At 72.4% G+C, this 17,232-nt stretch carries 8 protein-coding genes and 1 pseudogene; 5 read left to right on the top strand and 4 right to left on the bottom strand.

Translation table 11 applies throughout. The annotated features are described in order from the left end of the window. Positions 1–43: 43 nt before the first annotated feature. Together LN652_RS00640 and LN652_RS00635 are read right to left on the bottom strand one after the other, a co-directional pair. Entirely contained in the window at positions 44–1,699 is a 1,656-nt protein-coding gene (locus LN652_RS00640) for a helix-turn-helix domain-containing protein (protein WP_230442794.1), read from the bottom strand. Beyond that, a complete protein-coding gene (locus tag LN652_RS00635; protein ID WP_230442793.1) occupies positions 1,699–4,335 on the bottom strand; it encodes an FtsK/SpoIIIE family DNA translocase in 2,637 nt (878 codons plus the stop codon). The genes LN652_RS00640 and LN652_RS00635 overlap by 1 nt, the downstream gene beginning before the upstream one ends. A 298-nt stretch (positions 4,336–4,633) precedes the next feature. Between LN652_RS00635 and LN652_RS00620 the strand changes: the two genes are divergently transcribed. Together LN652_RS00620 and LN652_RS00615 are read left to right on the top strand one after the other, a co-directional pair. Beyond that, positions 4,634–7,945, top strand: coding sequence for a M4 family metallopeptidase (locus tag LN652_RS00620; RefSeq protein ID WP_329958449.1), 3,312 nt, complete (start codon positions 4,634–4,636; stop codon positions 7,943–7,945). A gap of 207 nt (positions 7,946–8,152) precedes the next feature. Continuing rightward, positions 8,153–11,371, top strand: coding sequence for a M4 family metallopeptidase (locus LN652_RS00615; RefSeq protein WP_230442792.1), 3,219 nt, complete (start codon positions 8,153–8,155; stop codon positions 11,369–11,371). Positions 11,372–11,460: 89 nt separating this feature from the next. On the opposite strand, the gene LN652_RS00610 is transcribed toward LN652_RS00615, so the two are convergent. Both LN652_RS00610 and LN652_RS00605 read right to left on the bottom strand, forming a co-directional pair. After that, the gene (locus tag LN652_RS00610) at positions 11,461–12,330 is read right to left on the bottom strand and encodes a M56 family metallopeptidase (protein WP_230442791.1); all 870 of its coding nucleotides are present in this window, start codon (positions 12,328–12,330) and stop codon (positions 11,461–11,463) included. A 10-nt stretch (positions 12,331–12,340) separates the two neighbouring features. Further along, entirely contained in the window at positions 12,341–12,724 is a 384-nt protein-coding gene (locus LN652_RS00605) for a BlaI/MecI/CopY family transcriptional regulator (RefSeq protein WP_230442790.1), read from the bottom strand. Between the two features lie 92 nt (positions 12,725–12,816). Between LN652_RS00605 and LN652_RS00600 the strand changes: the two genes are divergently transcribed. The 3 genes and pseudogenes from LN652_RS00600 to cydD all read left to right on the top strand — a co-directional run. Beyond that, complete coding sequence (locus LN652_RS00600; protein WP_230442789.1) at positions 12,817–14,262, top strand: cytochrome ubiquinol oxidase subunit I; 1,446 nt, start codon at positions 12,817–12,819, stop codon at positions 14,260–14,262. Positions 14,263–14,311: 49 nt separating this feature from the next. Then, positions 14,312–15,334, top strand: coding sequence for a cytochrome d ubiquinol oxidase subunit II (gene cydB, locus LN652_RS00595; RefSeq protein WP_230442788.1), 1,023 nt, complete (start codon positions 14,312–14,314; stop codon positions 15,332–15,334). After that, positions 15,253–16,866, top strand: a pseudogene (cydD, locus tag LN652_RS00590) (thiol reductant ABC exporter subunit CydD); the annotation flags it as partial. The gene cydB and the pseudogene cydD, both read left to right, overlap by 82 nt. Positions 16,867–17,232: the final 366 nt, after the last annotated feature.

The following is a 17,232-nucleotide window of genomic DNA, read 5'->3' as shown; positions in this document are numbered from 1 at the left end:
CCGGGTCGGCGCGACGTTCGCGCCGACCCGGCGTGCGGGTCGCTCAGTCGGCGACGAAGGTTCCCTGGCCGGCGACGCCGGGCTCGCCGACGGGGCGGGCCGCGCCACCGGCGATCGTGACGGTCACGCCGCCGTCGGTCGACTGCACCCGCACGGGCGGCGACACGGCGAGCTCCCGGGTCTGGCCGACAGCCAGGTTGCCCTTGAAGACGATCGTGCCGGCGGCGTCGCGCACGACCACGCGCGCGCCGGACGACGGCGCCGAGACCACCACCGGGACCGCGTCGGCGACCGGCGCGTTGGCCGCGCCCTTCGGGCCGCCGGAGCCGTTGAGGACCGGCGTCGCGCCGCGCAGCTCGGGCGGGGTGTCCATGACCAGGCGGGCGATCGACCACGCCAGGACGAGCGCCATCACGACCGCGACGAGCACCGACCAGTTCGGTCCGCCGCGGGTGCCGCGGATGGAGCCGTTGGCTCCGGTGGCGAGCTCGGCCTCGAAGACCCGGCGCGGGTTGATCGGCGCGTGGGCGTAGCGCTCGTCGTAGGACGCCAGCAGCGGGGCGACGTCGACGCCGAGCACCCGCGCCAGCGTCCGGAGGTGGCCGCGGGCATAGAAGTCGCCGCCGCAGGGCTCGAAGTCGTCGACCTCGACGGCCTCGATGACGTGCGGCCGGATCCGGGTGCGGTCGGCGAGCTGGTCGACGGTGAGCCCGATGCGGGTGCGGGCCGCGGCGAGCTCGGGCCCGATGACCGGGTCCTCGGCGGGCTCGACCTCGAAGTCGTCGAGCACCAGCGGCTCCACGGGCTCGCCCGGACGGGCGATCGCCCGCACCCGGTCGCCCCACGACTGGGTCTCCTCGACGAGGCTGACCCGGCCCGGGCGGTGGTGCTCGCGGCCCTCGGGGGCGTCGTCGTCCTGGACCTCGACCTCGCGGTGCACCTCCGAGCGGCGGGCGGCGCCCGTCTCGCGCAGCGCGGCCGGCGTCGGGCTCGCGACGACCGGCGCGGCGACCCGGGTCTCCCCGGTGCCGGTGGGCTCGTCGGTGGCGACGTCCTCGACGGACGGGTCCTCGTCCACCTCCGGCTCCGGCTCCGGCTCCAGCACGACGACCTGGCTGGCGTCACGCGCGACCCGGCCGAGCGCCTCGGTGAGGTCGCCGTCGGCACCGGCGACCCGGGTGGCCAGGCCCAGCGGCACCGCCAGCGGCGCACCGTGCAGCAGGCGGGAGAGGACCGTGTGGCGCTTGCCGGCGCCGGTCAGCTCGGACTCGATCAGCTCGAGGTTGTGCGGCACGACGACCAGGCGGCCGTCGTGGAGGGGGCTGCGGCGCGGCAGGTGCTCGACGTGGTGCACCGCGGTCCACGGAAGGCCGCGCCAGGTGCGGCCGAGCCGGATCCGGATGCCCTGGACGTCGGCCACCAGCAGCGGCGTCCGGGCGTCGACCAGCCCGGCCAGCCAGTAGCCGCCGAGCAGGCCCATCACCACGACGAAGGCCCAGTCCAGGGCCGAGCCGCTCTGGGTGGCGCGGGCCAGGTAGGCGATCGCGACCGCGGAGGCGGTCAGCCCGACGCCGGCGGCGACCCCGGCGCGACGACGTACCTCGACGGCGTCGGGGGTGACCCCCAGGACGTCCCGGCCGTCCCCCGTCGCACCGTCGTGCTCGTCGATGCGGTCCTCGTGCAGTGCCTCGGCGCCCATCAGGCTCCCCCTTCCAGCGTGGCGATCACGGAGTCGATCTCGTCCGGCTTGACCAGGACGTCGCGTGCCTTGGAGCCCTCGCTGGGTCCGACGACCCCGCGACTCTCCATGATGTCCATCAGGCGGCCGGCCTTGGCGAAGCCCACGCGCAGCTTGCGCTGGAGCATCGAGGTCGACCCGAACTGCGTGGAGACGACGAGCTCGATGGCCTGGACCACGAGCTCCATGTCGTCGCCGATGTCGTCGTCGAGGTCGCGCTTGGACTCCTTCGGCGCCGTCACGTCCTCGACGTAGGTCGGCTCGAGCTGGTCCTTGCAGTGCTTGACGACCTGGTGGATCTCGGCCTCGGTGACCCACGAGCCCTGGACGCGCACCGGCTTGGAGGCACCCATCGGCAGGAAGAGGCCGTCACCCTGGCCGACGAGCTTCTCGGCGCCGGGCTGGTCGAGGATGACGCGGCTGTCGCCGAGCGAGCTGGTGGCGAACGCCAGCCGCGACGGCACGTTGGCCTTGATCAGGCCCGTGACGACGTCCACCGAGGGCCGCTGGGTGGCGAGCACCAGGTGGATGCCGGCGGCGCGGGCCAGCTGGGTGATCCGCACGACCGAGTCCTCGACGTCGCGCGGGGCGACCATCATCAGGTCGGCCAGCTCGTCGACGATGACGAGGAGGTACGGGTACGGCGACAGCGTCCGCTCGCTGCCCGGGGGAACCTCGACCTTGCCGGCGCGCACCGCCTTGTTGAAGTCGTCGATGTGGCGGAACCCGAAGTTGGCCAGGTCGTCGTAGCGCATGTCCATCTCGCGCACGACCCAGGCCAGCGCCTCGGCGGCCTTCTTGGGGTTCGTGATGATCGGGGTGATCAGGTGCGGGACGCCCTCGTAGGCGTTCAGCTCGACCCGCTTGGGGTCGACCATGATCATCCGCACCTCGTCGGGCGTGGCCCGCATCAGGATCGAGGTGATCAGCGAGTTGATGAAGCTCGACTTTCCGGATCCCGTGGCACCGGCGACCAGCAGGTGCGGCATCTTGGCCATGTTGGCCACCACGAACCCGCCCTCGACGTCCTTGCCGAGGCCGGCCACCATCGGGTGGTGGTCCGAGCGGGCGGTGTTCGACCGGAGCACGTCGCCGAGGGAGACGATCTCCTTGTCGGTGTTCGGGATCTCGATGCCGATCGCGGACTTGCCCGGGATCGGGCTGAGGATGCGGACGTCGGCCGAGGCCACGGCGTAGGCGATGTTCTTCGACAGCGCGGTGACCTTCTCGACCTTGACCGCCGGGCCGAGCTCGACCTCGTAGCGGGTGACGGTCGGGCCGCGGGTGTAGCCGGTGACGGTGGCGTCGATGCCGAATTCGTCCATCACCTGCATCAGCCGCTCGACGACCGCGTCGCTGGCCTTGGACCTGGCCTTGTGCACCGACCCCGGCTTGAGCGCGGAGTTCTCCGGCAGCGAGTAGGTGATGTCGCCGGACAGCGCGAGCTGCTCGACGCGCGCCGGGAGCGGCGTGTGCGGCGGCGGCTCGAGCGCCTCGGGTGCCGAGGGGGCGTCCGGCACCGCCGGGCCGACCTCGGTGGGGGCGTCGGCGAACAGGTCGATGCCGTAGTCCTCGAAGGGCTCCTCGGCCGCCTCCGGCTTCTTCTTCCGACGCTTCTTCAGCTCGCGGTCCGACAGCACCGGGCTGTCGTAGGCCGGGTCGCCCATCTCGGGGTCGACGTCGTCGTCGAGCATCGAGCGACGACGCGTGCGGACCGGCTTGGTCGCCTCGTCCTCGACGGGGAGGTCGTCGGCGTGCGGACGGCCCAGGGCCCGGTCGCGGAGCTCGGCGAGCCGCGCGGGCACCTGGTAGACCGGGGTCGCGCTGATGATCAGCACGCCGAAGGTCATCAGCAGCGCGAGCAGCGGCACGACGACGTACGGCGTCTGCATCAGGTCGAGCAGCAGGCTCGAGGTGACGTAGCCGACCGCGCCGCCGGCGGACTGCAGGTTGGTGGCGTCGCCGAGCACGGGCTGCGGGTTGCCGTTGGCGATGTGGACGATGCCGAGCAGGCCGAGCGCGAAGGCGGTCCACCCGATGACCTGGCGGCCCGCGGGGCCGTTGCGCTCCGGGTCGCGCAGCGTGCGCCAGCCGGCCCAGACGAGGAACAGCGGCACCAGCCAGCCGACCTTGCCGACGGCACCGGAGGTCACCGAGCGGGCGAGGTCCATCACGCCGCCGGGCAGCTGCCACCACACGGCCGCGCCGACCACCGTCGCGAGGCCCAGCAGGAACAGCCCGACACCGTCGCGACGGTGCTCGGGGTCGAGGTCGCGGGCCGACTGCCCGACCGAGCGGGCGACCGCGCCGACGCCGTGCGCCAGCCCGAGCCAGATCGCGGCGACCGCGTGCCACAACGCACCGAAGGCGCGGAACACCGGACCCGGTCCGTTGCGCACCGCACGGGGTGCCGGACGCGCGGCCGGACGGCGCTTGGACGCGCTCGATCCGCTCCGCCCCTTCGCCGCGGAGGCGCGAGGGGCGGGACGCTTGGTGCTGGTACTCCGTGATCGGGTGCTCGAGCCACTGGTGCTGCGCTTGGATCCAGACGTGCTCGAGCTCCGCGACCCCGGCGGGGAAGACGTACGGGTCGCCATGGTCCGACCCTACGGCCCCGTCACACCCGCCCCATGGATCACAGGAGTGCGTGTCGTCGGGGACGCACCCCGACGGACCCGGTGGAGGAAAGCCGCGGTCAGGGGGTTCCTGACCGAGCGGTCGGGTGCTTATGGTGACCCGGATCACTCGGGGCTGTCCCGGGTGTGCACATCATCCCCGGAGGAAGATCACGTGAAGCTTCTCGGGCAAGGGTTGTCCCTTGCACTCCTCGCCGCAGGCATCGCCGCGGTACCCGCAGCATCGGTCCAGGCCCAACCGGCCGGGCCCGACGACGTCGTGTCCCAGCTCCGCCAGGAGGCCAACACCTCGGTCTCGGTGCGGCGCTCCCCCGCCACCGGCAAGGTCACCTTCCTGACGGCCAACGGCCGCACCGGTGACCTGCTGCCCGGGATCGCGGCCACGACCGGCAAGGACGCCGTCGCCAAGGCCGGCGAGTACGTCGACCGCTACGCCGCCGCGTTCGGTGCGCGCGCCGACGAGCTCCAGCAGTCGCGCGTCACCACCGACGGCAACGGCACCACCGTCACCTACCAGCAGGTCTACCGCGGCATCCCGGTCTACGCCGGTGAGCTCAAGGTCAGCGTCGACTCCCAGGGCGACCTGGTCGGCGTGGCCGGCAACGCGGTCCCCGACCTCGACCTCTCGGTCACCCCGAGGGCGAGCGCCGACAAGGCCGGCGCGCAGGCCGTGCGCTGGGTCAAGGCCGACCCGCCGAGCCACGACGAGGGCGACGGCACGACCGACCTCTCGGGGATCAAGGCGGACCCGCAGCTGGTCGTCTACCGCAAGGGCCTCGTCAAGGGCGAGCCCGGCGAGGCGGTCCTCGCCTACCAGGTGGAGGTCAGCAACGGCAAGAACATCCGCGACATCGTGGTGCTCGACGCCCAGACCCTCAAGATCATCAACCGCTACTCCCTCGTGCACGGCGCGCTGGACCGCGAGCTCTACGAGCTCAACCCCGGCACCACGCCGGTGTGGTCGGAGGGTGACGCGTTCCCCGGCGGCCTCAACGAGGACCAGCAGAACCTCGTCAACTCCGCGGGCGAGTCGTACTGGCTCTACTCCAACGCCTTCGGCCGCGACTCCTACGACGGCGCCGGCGCCACGATGAAGACGGTCAACAACGACCCGACCATCGACTGCCCCAACGCCAACTGGAACGGCACGACCACCAACTACTGCGACGGCGTCACCTCCGACGACGTGGTGTCGCACGAGTGGGGCCACGCCTACACCGAGTACACCTCCGGGCTGATCTACCAGTACCAGTCGGGCGCGCTCAACGAGTCCTACTCCGACGTCTGGGGCGAGACCCTCGACCAGATCAACGGCCGCGAGGACGAGGGCGAGGAGTTCACCACGCCGCGTCCCGAGGGCTGCGAGGTCACCGCTCCCGCCGGCATCACGATGAACATCACCGCGCCGGCCACCCGGGAGTGCACCGCCGTCGAGGCCGGCTTCGGCCCGGGCTTCACCACCACCCCGACCACGGCGACCGTCCTGGTCGCGACCGACGCCGCCAACGTGACCGGCCCGTCCACGACCGACGGCTGCACGGCGTTCACCAACGCCGGCGCGATCTCCGGCAAGTACGCCTACGTCGACCGCGGCACCTGCTCGTTCCAGGTCAAGGTCGACAACGCGGTCGCCGCGGGTGCCACCGGCATCGTCATCGGCAACAACAACGTCGACTTCCCGATCAGCCCGGCCGGCACCGCCACCATCCCGGGCGTCATGGTCGGCCAGGACGACGGCGTCGTCTTCAAGGCCAACGGCACCTCCACGGTCAGCATCGCGGCCGAGGACACGTCGGCCCGTGCCGACTCCACCCGCTGGCTGATGGGCGAGAAGTCCACCGCCTTCGGTGGCGCGATCCGCGACATGTGGTCGCCCACCTGCTACGGCGACCCGGCCAAGGTCACCGACGCCGAGTACAAGTGCGACCCGGCCCTGACCGACGCCGGCGGCGTGCACAGCAACTCGGGCGTGCCGAACCACGCCTACGCGCTGACCGTCGACGGCGGCACGTTCAACGGCCAGACCATCTCGGGCATCGGGCTCGACAAGGCCGCCAACATCTGGTGGCGCGCCCAGTCGGCGTACCTCACCCCGGCGTCGAACTTCACCGACGCCGCGGACGCCTTCGAGCAGTCCTGCGCCGACCTCGTCGGCCAGCCGATCAACGAGCTGAGCACCACGCCCAACGCCGGCCAGGTCGCGACCACGCCGATCACCGCCGACGACTGCGCCCAGCTCACCAAGGCCGTCGCCGCGGTCGAGATGCGCACCGAGCCGGTCCGCTGCGACTTCCAGCCGCTGCTCGCCAAGAACGCCCCCAACCCGTGCGGTGAGGGCTTCGTCAGCGACGCGATCTGGAGCGAGGACTTCGAGGACGGCCTGGCCGGCTGGACCGCCTCGCAGGAGCTCACCGACCTGCCCGACGAGGGCTACGCCGGTGGCTTCGGCAAGCCGTGGGAGTCGGTCGCGAAGGCGCCCGAGGGCCACGCGACCAAGGTCGCCTACGGCCCGACGCCGGACCTCGGCGACTGCTCCGGTGACGGGGTCAACGACTTCTCCAGCCGTGACTCCATCACCTCGCCGATCGTGGAGCTCCCGGACACCCTCAGGGCGCCGCGCCTGACCTTCGACCACTACGTGGCGATCGAGGGCGGCTACGACGGCGGCAACGTCAAGGTGAGCATCAACGGTGGATCCTTCGAGACCATCCCCGCCGAGTCCTACGTCTTCAACGCCCCGGGCGAGATCTTCTCCCTGGGCGAGGGCAACACCAACCCGCTCGAGGGCCAGGACGGCTTCACCGGCGTCGACGGCGGCCAGGCCAAGGGCTCGTGGGGCCAGTCGCAGGTGGACATCGGCTCGCTCGGCATCGAGCCCGGCGACACCGTGCAGTTCCGCTTCGACATCGGTCGCGACGGCTGCGGCGGCATCGACGGCTGGTACGTCGACAACGTCCAGCTGATCCAGTGCAAGCTGGGCACCGAGATGACGGCCGTGCACCTGCCCGAGCCCTCCACCTTCGGTGAGGCCTCCGCGGTCCAGGTCAAGGTCTCGCGCAAGGGCAACGTCGGCTCGGCCCCGACCGGCGACGTCACCCTGACCAAGGCCGACGGCTCCACCGTGGCCAGCGGCACCCTCGACGGCGGGGCGGCGACGATCGCGCTCCCGACGGACCTGCCGGTCGGCGTGCACACGCTGACCGCGACCTACTCCGGCAACGCGACGCTGGCCTCGGCCACCGCCAAGGTGACGGTGACGGTCAAGGCGGCCCCCGGCGAGGAGAAGGCCGGCTCGCGGACGTCGGCCGCGGTGAAGCCCGCGAAGCCCTCCTTCCGGCAGGACTTCAAGGTCGTCACCAAGGTGAAGTCGCGCGACGGCAAGCCCACCGGGAAGGTCGTCGTCCGCATCGACGGCAAGAAGGTCGGGACCGCCAAGATCCGCAAGGGTCGCGTCGTCCTCAAGGTGACGAAGGACCTGAAGGTCGGCAAGCACAAGCTCGTCGCGATCTACCAGGGCTCCGACACCGTGGAGCGCAGCAAGGACAAGCTCACCTTCCGGGTCGTCCGCTGACCCAGCGAGGCTGAGCGACCGCACCACCGGCGAGGCCCCGACGGAACTGTTCCGTCGGGGCCTCGTCGCGCCTGCGGACGATCTCCCGTCGCTGGCGCCACGCACGGGAAAATCAGCCCAACAGGGGCTTCCCGGACCGCGCTCGCGCTCCATAAGGTGTGCCAGATCACTCGGGGTTGTCCCGGGTGCGAGCGAGAGGTAGAACTCTTGAAGCAGCCCACCCGAGGCCAGGGCCTGACCCTCGGCCTCGCCCTCATCGCCGCTGGGCTCGCCGCCCAGCCGGTCCTCTCGGCCCAGGCGGCCGAGACGGGCAAGGCGGACCAGTCGGTCATCAGCCGGCTGAAGGACGCCGCTGCGGGGAAGGTGGACCTCCGGTCCAACCCCGCCACCGGTCGCGTCGGGTTCGCCCGCGCGGACGGCTCCGACCTGCTCCCGGCCATCGCGGCCGAGGGACGCCAGGGTGCCATCGCCAAGGCGACGGCCTACCTCGACGACTACGCCGCAGCCTTCGGTGCGCGTCCCGGCGAGCTGGAGCAGACCGACGTCTACGCCAGCAAGGCCGGCTGGTCGATCACCTTCGCCCAGTCCTACCGGGGCGTCCCCGTCTTCGGCGGCGAGCTGAAGGCGTTCGTCGACGCCGACGGCGACCTCACCGCCGTCAACGGCTTCGCGGCCCCCGACCTGTCGCTCGACGTGACCCCCGGACTGTCGCGCCAGCAGGCCTCCGCGAAGGCGCTGCAGGCCGTCAGCGCGAAGCCGGCCGGCTACGAGGACGGCGGCCCCAGCGGCTTCCGCAAGGGCCTCCAGGTCCGCTCGGCCGACCTGGTCGTCTACCGCACCGGGTCCCCGCGCGGCATCGACGGCGAGGCCAGGCTCGCCTGGGCCGTCGAGGTCTGGAACAAGAAGTCGGTCCGCGAGACGCTCATCCTCGACGCCGCCAGCGGCAAGCCGCTGAACCGCTGGTCGATGATGGCCGACGCGCTCGACCGCGAGCTCTACGAGGCCTTCGTCAACGACAACGGCACCCCGGACGACCCCAACGACGACTTCGTCGACGCCGACCAGGTCTACACCGAGGGCCAGGAGTTCCCGGGCACGCTCGACCAGGACCAGCAGAACGAGGTCCTCGGCACCGGCGAGGCCTACTGGCTCTTCCGCAACACCTTCGGCTACAACGCCTGGGACGGTCGCGGCGGGAAGATGATCACGGTCAACAACGACCCGACCATCGACTGCCCCAACGCGAACTGGAACGGCGTCACCACCAACTACTGCTCCGGCGTCACCGGTGACGACACCGTCGCCCACGAGTGGGGCCACGCCTACACCGAGTCGACCTCCGGCCTGATCTACCAGTGGCAGGCCGGCGCGATGAACGAGGCGTACTCCGACATCTGGGGCGAGACCGTCGACATGCTCAACGACCGCATGAACGAGGTCGGCGAGCCGAACTCCGAGGACGGGTCGGTCAGCCGCACCCCGGGCACCTGCTCGGAGTTCACCCGCGCCGAGACGGTCATGACGATCACGGCGCCCGCCGAGGTCGCCGGACCCTGCGTGAGCATCCCGGCCTCCTTCGGCCCGGTCATCACCCAGACGCCGATCGACGCCACGGCCGTCGTGGCCACCGACGCGGCCGACGCCGACGGTCCCTCGACGACCGACGGCTGCTCGCCCTTCACCAACGCCGGCGCCGTCGCCGGCCAGTGGGCCTACGTCGACCGCGGCACCTGCGCCTTCGCCACCAAGATCGCCCACGCCGAGGACGCGGGTGCGACCGGCATCGTCGTCGGCAACACCGCCACCGGCGCCCTCGGCTCCATCGCGGGCAACTCGGGCCTCTACGGGGTGATGGTCTCCAACGCCGACGGTGCGAAGTTCAAGCAGGCCGGCACGACGGACTTCACCATCGCGGCGGTCCCGTCCGACGCCGACGCCACCCACCGCTGGCTCTCGGGCGAGTCGGACCCGGCCTTCGGCGGCGCGATCCGCGACATGTGGAACCCCAACTGCTACGGCGACCCGGGCAAGGTCTCGGACCAGGAGTACGTGTGTGGCGACGAGGACTCGGGCGGCGTCCACTCCAACTCCGGCGTGGTCAACCGCACGTTCGCCCTCCTCGTCGACGGCATGGACGGCCAGGGCACCGGCATCGGGCTCGACAAGGCCGCGTGGCTGTTCTGGCACACCCAGACCAACTACCTCACGCCCACGTCGTACTTCCCCGACCTGGCCGACGGCCTCGAGGCCTCCTGCCAGGACCTGCAGGGCGTCGCCCTCGACAAGGCCACGGTCGGCAACCCGACCGAGGCCGACGGCTCCGACGGTGCAGCCAGCGCCGGCGTGATCGCGGGCGGCACCACCGACGCCGACTGCGCCATGCTCGCCGACGTCATCGCGGAGACCGAGCTGCGGCTCGACCCGAGCGCCGAGTGCGACTGGCAGCCGCTGCTCAAGCCCGGCGCCCCGGCGCTGAGCTGTGGTGCGGGCACCACGACCTCCACCACCTGGTCGGAGGACTTCGAGGACGGACTCGCCGGCTGGACCCAGGACGAGGAGGTCGGCTCGCCGGTCTCCGAGGGAATCGCGTGGGAGGCGTCGACCGACGCCCCCGAGCACACCGGTGGGGTCGCCTTCGGCCCCGACCCGGTGGCCGGCAACTGTGGCGCGCCCGGTGACCTCACCAGCCGCAACGGCCTGATCTCCCCCGCCGTCACGGTCCCGGCCGGCACCACGCCGCGCCTGCAGTGGGACCACTACATGGCCTCCGAGTCGACGTGGGACGGCGGCAACGTCAAGGTCAGCGTCAACGGCGGCGCCTTCACCCAGGTGCCGAACGACGCGTACCTGTTCAACGCGCCCGGCGGCACGCTCGACCCCGACCAGGGCCCGATGGGCGGCGAGGCCGCCTGGACCGGCACCGACGGCGGCCAGCTCGGCGGCTCGTGGGGCACCTCGGTCATCGACCTGGCCAAGCTGGCCAAGGCCGGTGACGTGGTGAAGTTCCGCTTCGACATGGGTCGCGACGGCTGCAACGGCGTCGAGGGCTGGTACGTCGACAACGTGAAGGTCCAGGTCTGCGCCACGCCGGGCACCCCGACGCCGACCCCGACCCCGACGCCGACCCCGGGCGAGGCGCCCTCGAAGACGACGGCGAAGCTGAAGCCGGCCAAGCCCGAGTTCGGCGAGGACTTCAAGGTCGTCGCCAAGGTGGACGCCAAGGCGAAGGGTGTCCGCGCCAAGGGCAAGGTCATCTTCCGCATCGACGGCAAGAAGGTCGCGGTCAAGAAGCTGCGCAAGGGCCGTGCCGTCCTGACGGTCCGCGAGGACTACAAGGTCGGCACGCACACGCTCGTGGTCATCTACAAGGGCAGCGACGACGTCGAGCGCAGCAAGGACAAGATGACGTTCAGGGTCGTGCGCTGACACCGGTCGGCACCTGAGCACCATCCCCAGCAGGACGGTAGGGCCCCGGCGGAGCGATCCGCCGGGGCCCTCCCCGCGTCCGGTCGGCCTCAGCCCGCGCCGAGGCCGGCGAGCCAGGGCAGCACGACCAGGGCCGTGGGCAGCGCCAGCAGCCCGCACGCGAGCAGGGCGACGGCACCCGCCTGCACCGGGTGGGTGCCCTCGTCGCGCAGCGCCTCCACCCGCGCCGACAGCGCACCGGAGGCTCCCAGCGCTCCCTCGGGGGCGGCGGACCCGGCGAGCGCGAGCAGCGCGCCGAGCAGTGCCCGCCGGTCGCCGTGGCGCACGGCGGCACGGTCGGCCAGCACCTCCACCAGCACCTCCACCTCCGCCCGCGCGGCCCGGCTGGCCACCCACCGCGGAAACGCCCGGTGCAGCGCCGTGAACGCCTCCAGCACCAGGTCGTGGCGCGAGCGCAGGTGGGAGCGCTCGTGCTCCAGCACCGCCTCCAGCTCGTCGGCGTCGAGGCGGTCCATCGTCGAGCGGGACACCACGATGCGCGACCCCGACATGCCCGGCACGCAGTAGGCCACGGGGAGCTCGTGCTCGAGCACGGAGACGCCGTGGTCCATGCGGGCGACGAGGTCGACGCGCTCGCGGTGGCGGCGTCGTACGCGCCTGAGCGCGGTGCCGGTGAGGTGCCCGCTGAGCAGCAGGCGACCGGCCACGACCAGCGTCACCGCCCCGGCCAGGCCGGCGACCACCAGGTCGCCGGCGGCGATCGGCGGCTCCCAGAGGTGCTCGGTGGTGAGCGAGACGCCGGCCCCGAGCGCGGCGAGCACGGCCGCGAGCGCGGTGCTCTGCCACAGCAGCATGGCCGCGGCGGGCGTGCCCCGCAGTCCCGGCCAGCGCGCCAGGGCGGACGGCACCGGGCCCGCGAGCAGCACCGCGAGCACACCGAGGACGACGGGTGTCAGCACGGCGGCGCGCTCAGTCGAGCTCGGCGAGGGCCTGCCGCAGGGCGGCGAGGTCCTCGGCGCTGGCCTCCCCCACGAACGACACGAGGGCCTGGCGCCGGTCCGCGCCGGTGCCGTCGAGGGCCTCGCGCATCACCTCGGCGGTGAGCTCCGCGCGGGACTGGCGCGGGACGTAGCGGAAGGCGCGGCCCTCGCGCTCGCGGACGAGGAGGTCCTTGCGCGCGAGGCGGTCGAGGACCGTCATCACGGTCGTGTAGGCGAGATCGCGGTCGCGGAGCACCTCGTGGACCTCGCGCCCGCTCGCGCCGCGCCGTCCGTCGGCCGCGGCGGCGTCGAGCGCCCACAGCGCCTCGAGGACCGCCTGCTCGAGCTCACCGTTGAGGGACCTTGGACTCATGGCACCCGAGTCTAGGGGCCCTGTGCCCGGAACTACGACACGGCGTAGTATCTACTACAGTTCGTAGTAATGGCCGCGCCGAAAGGGTGCTCATGGACGTCCTCGACATCGCCCGCTGGCAGTTCGGGATCATCACCGTCTACCACTTCCTCTTCGTCCCCCTCACCATCGGCCTGACGGCCGTCATCGCCGGCCTCGAGACCGCCTGGGTCCGCACCGGCAAGCAGGAGTACCTGCGCCTCACCAAGTTCTTCGGCAAGCTGTTCCTGATCAACTTCGCGATCGGCGTGGTGACGGGCATCGTCCAGGAGTTCCAGTTCGGCATGAACTGGTCGGACTACTCCCGCTTCGTCGGCGACGTCTTCGGCGCCCCGCTGGCCGTCGAGGGACTCCTCGCGTTCTTCCTCGAGTCGACCTTCCTCGGCCTGTGGATCTTCGGCTGGGACAAGCTGCCGCGCGGGCTGCACGCCGCCTGCATGTGGCTGGTGCACCTCGGCACCCTGGCGTCGTCGTGGTTCATCCTCGCGGCGAACTCCTGGATGCAGCACCCGGTCGGCTACCGCTACAACCCCGAGTCCGGCCGCGCCGAGCTGACCGACTTCTGGGCCGTGATGTTCAACAAGGTCCAGCTGGTCACGTTCCCGCACGTCATCCTCGCGGCGTACATGACGGCGGGCGCGTTCCTGCTGGGCGTCGCGGCCTACCTTTACACCAAGAAGCAGCACGAGGCGGACCGACCGCTCTACCACCGCGCGATCCGCATCGGCGCCGTCGTCACCCTGCTCGCCGGCCTCGGCGTGGCCATCACCGGCGACCTCCAGGGCAAGGTGATGACCGAGGTCCAGCCGATGAAGATGGCGGCCGCCGAGGGGCTCTACGAGACCAGCTCGAGCTGTGCCCCCTTCTCCGTCTTCACCGTCGGCACCCCCGACGGCAAGCACGAGAAGTTCGCCGTCACGATCCCGTGCCTGCTCTCCTTCCTCGGCACGGGGTCGGTCGACGGGAAGGTCGAGGGCATCAACCCGCTGCGCGAGGAGTACGTCGAGCAGTACGGCCAGGACCCCACCTCGACGACCTTCACCGAGGGTGACTACACGCCCGTCATCCCGGTCACCTACTGGTCCTTCCGCTTCATGATGGGCCTCGGCTTCTTCGCCGCCGCCGGCGCCGCGCTCATCCTGTGGCTGACCCGCAAGGGCCGCACCCCGGGCGTGCGGTGGCTTGGCACCCTGGGCCTGTCGCTGCCGATCGCGGTCGTGCTGGCCAGCTCGTGGGGCTGGATCTTCACCGAGATGGGCCGCCAGCCGTGGGTGGTGTTCGGGCTGATGACCACGGAGAACGCGGTCTCGCCGGGCGTCTCGGTCTTCGAGGCGGCGACCTCGCTGATCGTCCTCACCCTGCTCTACGCCGCGCTCGCCGTCGTCGAGGTCGGCCTGCTCGTGAAGTACGTCAAGGCCGGCGCCGAGCCGTTCGTCGAGCCCCCGGACGTCCCGATCGGCGGCGCCGACGAGGACAAGCCGCTCACGTTCGCCTACTGACCCGACCACCTGACCCGACACTCCGAGAAGGATCAAGGACACCACCACCATGGAACTGACCACCGTCTGGTTCTCGCTGATCGCCGTGCTGTGGGTCGGCTACTTCTGCCTCGAGGGCTTCGACTTCGGCGTCGGCATGCTGCTCCCCGTGCTCGCCAGGAACGACACCGAGCGGCGCGTCATGATCAACACCATCGGCCCCGTCTGGGACGGCAACGAGGTGTGGGTCCTGGTCGCCGGAGGCGCGACGTTCGCGGCGTTCCCCGAGTGGTACGCCACGTTGTTCAGCGGGTTCTACCTCCCGCTCCTGCTCATCCTGGTCGGGCTGATCGTGCGCGGCCTGGCCTTCGAGTACCGCCACAAGCGCGAGGAGGCCGAGTGGAAGCAGCGCTGGGACCTCGCCATCATCGTCGGCTCCTTCCTCCCGGCCGTGCTGTGGGGCGTGGCGTTCGCCAACATCGTCGCGGGGGTGCCGATCGACGCCGACAAGGAGTTCACCGGCAACCTCTTCACGCTGCTCAACCCCTTCGGCCTGCTCGGCGGACTGGTCACGCTGACCCTCTTCCTCACCCACGGCGCGATGTTCGTCGCGCTCAAGACCGACGGCGAGATCCGCCACCGGGCCCGCGACCTCGCGGTCCGGATCGGGACGGTCGCCGCCGTGCTCGCCGTGGTGTTCCTCGTGTGGACCCAGGTCAAGACCGGCACCGCCGTCACCGCCGTGGTGTTCGTGGTCGCCGCGCTGGCCCTCGTCGGCGGCCTGCTCGCCGCCCGCGCCGGCAGCGAGGGCTGGGCCTTCGTCGGCACCTTCGTCACGATCGCGCTCGCGGTGGTCGGGCTCTTCCTGGCCCTGTTCCCCGACGTGATGCCCTCGACCACCGACCCGGCCTTCTCGCTCACCACCACCAACGCGGCCGCCACGGCCTACACGCTGAAGGTGATGACGTGGGTCGCGGTGATCTTCACGCCGATCGTGCTCGGCTACCAGGCGTGGACCTACTGGGTGTTCCGCAAGCGGATCTCGGTGCACCACATCCCGACCGCCGAGCTCGCCGGGAGCGGCGCGCGGTGAGGCCCCTCGACCCCGCCGTCCTCCCCCACCTGCGACCCGCCCGGGCGCCGCTCGCCGTGGTGGTGGCGAGCGGGGTCGTCGGCGGCCTCGCCACGGTCGCGCAGGCGTTCGCCCTCGGGGCGCTCGTCGTCGCGGCCGTCACCCCGCCCGCCGGCGGCTGGCAGGTCGCCGGCTGGTGGCTCGTCGCGCTGGTCGCGCTGCGCACCGCGAGCGCCTACGTCGGGCAGCGCGCCGCCGTGCGCGCGGCCGGCGAGGTGTCGGGCGCGCTGCGCGACCGCGTCCTCGAGGCGTCGCGGCACGACCCCGCCGCCCGGCCCGCCGAGCTCTCCGTGCTCGCCACCCGCGGGGTGAGCGGCGTCGAGCCGTACGTCACCCGCTACCTCCCGGCCCTCGTGCCCGCGGCGGTGCTGCCCGTCGTCGCACTCGCCGCGATCACCTGGCTCGACCCGCTGTCCGGGCTGGTCGTCGCGCTCACCCTGCCGCTGGTCCCGGTCTTCGCGGTCCTCGTCGGGCTCACCACCCGCGACCGCGCCAACCGGCAGTGGCGGGCGCTCGAGGCGCTGTCGGGGCACTTCCTCGACGTGGTGCGCGGGCTGCCCACGCTCGTCGCGCACCGCCGGGCCGAGGCCCAGGTCGACTCGATCCGCGCGGTCACCCACCGCTACCGCCGCGCGACCGTCGAGACCCTGCGGCTGGCGTTCGCGTCGTCCTCGGTCCTCGAGCTCGTCGCGACGCTGTCCGTCGCGCTCGTCGCCGTCACCGTGGGCCTGCGGCTCGCCTCGGACTCCGTCGACTTCCGCGTCGCGCTCACCGTCCTGCTGCTCGCGCCGGAGGCGTACTGGCCGCTGCGCCGGGTCGGCGCGGAGTTCCACGCCGCCGCCGAGGGCGCCGCCGCGCTCGCGCGGGCCGACGACCTGCTGACCCGGACCCTGCCGGGGACCGGCACCCGCCGCCCGTCCCGCGCCCGGCTGGCGCTCGCGCGTCTCGAGGTCGGCCACTCCCCCGACGCGTCCCTGGTCGCGCCGGTCGACCTCGTCCTCCCCGAGCGTGGCCTGGTGGCGGTCGTCGGACCCTCGGGCTGCGGCAAGTCGACCCTGCTGTCGACCCTGCGCGGCGAGCTGCCGAGCGTCGCCGGCGACGTGCTCGTCGACGGCGTCGCGCTGCGCGACGTCGACCCGACCTGGTGGCGCAGCCGCGTCGCGTGGGCGCCGCAGCGCCCGTGGCTGCTCGCCGAGACGGTCGCGGACAACGTCCGGCTCGGCCGGCCGTCGGCGGGCGACGACGAGGTCTGGGGCGCCCTGCGCGCGGTCGGTCTCGACGACGCCGTGCGCGACCTCCCCGACGGCCTCGCGACGGTCCTCGGGGAGGACGGGGCCGGCCTGTCCGCCGGCCAGCGGGCCCGCGTCGCCCTCGCCCGCGTCGTCCTCGCCCGCCGTCCCGTCGTGCTCCTCGACGAGCCGAGCGCCCACCTCGACGAGGAGACCGAGCAGGTGCTGCTCGACACCGTCGCCCGGCTCGCGCGCACCAGCCTGGTCCTCGTCGTCGCCCACCGCCCGGCCGTCCTCGACGCCGCCGACCTGGTGGTCCGGCTCTCCCCCGCCGCCAGGGTGGCGGCACCCGACACCCCGCCCGCCACCGTGGCGGCGGACGACACCCGGTCCGCCCCGGACGATGTCGTGCGCCGCCACCCACGGCCGGCCGAGCCGGTCGTCGCGACGGACGAGGACGACGTACGCCCCCGCTGGGGGCTGCGCACGGCGACCCTCCTCGGGGCGCTGTCGGTCGCCTCCGGGCTGGCCCTCACCGCGACCGCGGGCTGGCTGATCACCCGGGCCAGCCAGCACCCGCCGGTGCTCTACCTCATGGTGGCGATCGTCGGGGTCCGGCTCTTCGGCCTC

It is taken from the genome of Nocardioides okcheonensis (genome assembly GCF_020991065.1).
Lineage (GTDB): Bacteria > Actinomycetota > Actinomycetes > Propionibacteriales > Nocardioidaceae > Nocardioides > Nocardioides okcheonensis.
Note: the sequence above shows the minus strand (reverse complement) of the source record. Positions and strands in the feature narration are given on the sequence as shown.